Origin of the sequence: Rummeliibacillus sp. TYF005 (assembly GCF_003844195.1) — a bacterium.
In the GTDB taxonomy this organism is placed as follows: Bacteria; Bacillota; Bacilli; order Bacillales_A; family Planococcaceae; genus Rummeliibacillus.
In genome coordinates, this window is record NZ_ML122634.1 from 1 (window position 1) to 1,924 (window position 1,924).

Consider the following 1,924-nt stretch of genomic DNA (forward strand, 5'->3'; position numbering starts at 1 on the left):
CATGGATTTAGACCAAAAAACAGTACTTTGTGATAAAAAAGCGAATGGAAAAGTTCAGCCGTGGAAAGAAAAGAAGACAGCGAATGTTAGTTATTTTGAGTTGTTAGAGATATTACAGTTTAAAAAAGCAGAACGTGTGTCAACGTGTGGTGAAATACTAGAGTTTGATATTACGCATGAAGGGCGCATGAAGTTAGCGAAAGCGTGGTTTTGCAAGTCACCGTTATGTCCGATGTGCAACTGGAGGAAAACGATGAAACGAAGTATACAAACAACAAAAATTGTAGAAGAAGTCATTCGTCAAAAACCGAAAGCAAGATGGCTTTTCTTAACGTTAACAGTAAAGAATGTGTTTGATGGTGAAATGTTAGATGAGAGTTTGAAAGCAATGGCGCAAGGTTTCAATCGTTTAATGAAATATAAAAAAGTGGCTCAAAACATGATTGGCTTTATGAGATCCACGGAAGTTACCGTTAATAAAAAAGACGGTTCATATAATCAACACATGCATGTGTTGTTGTGTGTTGAAAAAACTTATTTTAAAAATAGTAATAATTATTTATCGCAAGAAGATTGGACAAGTCTTTGGCAAAAGGCAATGAAATTAGACTATGTACCAGTCGTGCATATTGAAGCGGTGAAAAATAAAAAGCGCAACAAGAAAGAAGAAGTCACTGCTATTCAAGCAGCAGTGCAAGAAACCGCAAAATATTCGGTGAAAGATTCTGACTATCTGACTGGTAATCTAAAAAATGATTTAGAAGTTGTAAAAGACTTAGAAGAAGGACTATACCGTAAGCGAATGATTGCGTATGGTGGTTTGTTAAAAGAAGTACATAAGCGATTGAATTTAGATGACATTGAAGATGGCGATTTGGTACGAGTTGACGGTGAAGATTCAGAGGTTGAAGAAAAAGCGTATTCGATTGTTGCTGTATGGAATTGGAAAAAACAAAATTATTATATTGGGTAGGGGAATAGAAATTGGCATATATTAAAGCAGACCAGGAAAATGAGTTAAAAATTGATGAAAAAAAANTGAAAATTTGAAACAATCTTTGGAGTTATATATTGCTGATCGTAAACAAAGTGGGGATGAAGAAATTGTTTACACAGCACATACTTTTTTGGAATGGATTAAAAGGCAAACGGAAATAATCAAAGATGAAAAGACCTTCTCTATATCAGCAGATGATGATTCTGAGGTTAAACGTGGTAATGTAGTTTGGGTCGACTTTGGGTTTAATGTTGCTGATGAATTTGGAGGGAAACATCCAGCTATAATTTATAGACGTTCAGGTAGTCAAGTATTTGTTTTTCCTTTGACAACTCAACCTCCTAAAGGTTCACATGCAAATGTGTATGTTAAAGTTCCATATGTTCATAATTTCAAAAAAATGGATCGTTGGACTAATGTGTTGAATCTTAAATGTGTTAGTATTCAACGCATTGATTTCAATAGCAAACCATTTGGAAATGTGAATGGAAAAGTATTAGCAAATATATCAAATACGTGGCAAAAACGAGGAATTAGATAAAAATCATTGAACAGTTTTGACTGCTGTGGTATTATTTGTTACAGATTATGTGACTGGGAGTTACATTTGGTAACTCTATGAATTATGTGGAAACGCTTAAAACGTTTCAGAACCCCCACTTTAGTGGGGGTTTTTTGGTTTTTCTGAAGGTTTTGTTTGTAAAGTTCGTCAAGGAGTAGCGAAAAAAGCTACTCCTTTTATTTTTGGGTCGGCGGATACTGAAGGTAGATGGGGATCTGTGGCTGTTGTCAAATTAAATTTGCGGTACCGGACCGAAGGGAGGATAAGGAGCAAATTTAATTTGACAAAATTCGACACGCCCAAACCCTCTTGGCTTTGAATCGAATGCATTCGATTCCTGCCAACCGGCGAGGGCTGGAAGTTTT

Annotated in this window: 2 protein-coding genes; both read left to right on the plus strand. The window is 35.7% G+C overall.

Going from position 1 to position 1,924, the window contains the following annotated elements; genetic code table 11:
* Position 1 precedes the first annotated feature (1 nt).
* Entirely contained in the window at positions 2-973 is a 972-nt protein-coding gene (locus tag CW357_RS17930; protein ID WP_124218817.1) for a protein rep, read from the plus strand.
* Between the two features lie 154 nt (positions 974-1,127).
* Positions 1,128-1,538: a type II toxin-antitoxin system PemK/MazF family toxin gene (locus CW357_RS18985; protein WP_371684443.1), complete on the plus strand. Its 411-nt coding sequence runs from the start codon at positions 1,128-1,130 to the stop codon at positions 1,536-1,538.
* Positions 1,539-1,924 lie beyond the last annotated feature (386 nt).

Excerpts from the sequence above, each read along its gene's own strand:
- CW357_RS17930 (WP_124218817.1), top strand. The coding sequence starts at position 2 with ATGGATTTAGACCAAAAAACAGTACTTTGTGATAAAAAAGCGAATGGA.